Here is a 297-nt window from a genome sequence, read left to right as displayed (position 1 = left end):
GATTTTTAGACCAGCATCTTCAAGGGCAATTTTACAAGGGCCCATGGTGCGCTGTACCAATGCTTCAGTCAAACTTTCTAGTTTTGAGCGGCTGATTGTTACCACCAAGTGCTTAGGACCACTGCTGTCAGCAGTAATGTAAGGTAAGTTTACTTCCGTGCTTTGCGCGCTTGATAGCTCAATTTTTGCTTTTTCTGCGGCTTCTTTTAGACGCTGCATTGCCAAAGAATCGCCTTTTAGGTTGACGTCTTGGTCTTTTTTGAACTCATCAACTAAATAATCAATCAATGCTGAGTC

General features: G+C 42.8%; 1 protein-coding gene. It reads right to left on the bottom strand.

The features are described 5' to 3' along the window. Positions 1 to 297 (bottom strand): Hsp70 family protein (locus CIK77_RS17430; RefSeq protein WP_147271161.1); only part of this gene is annotated, 297 nt, incomplete at both ends.

Source organism: Microbacterium sp. JB110 (assembly GCF_003335195.1).
Taxonomy (GTDB): domain Bacteria; phylum Actinomycetota; class Actinomycetes; order Actinomycetales; family Microbacteriaceae; genus Microbacterium.
The sequence above is the reverse complement of the archived record's forward strand: the minus strand, read 5'-3'. Positions and strand labels throughout refer to the sequence as shown.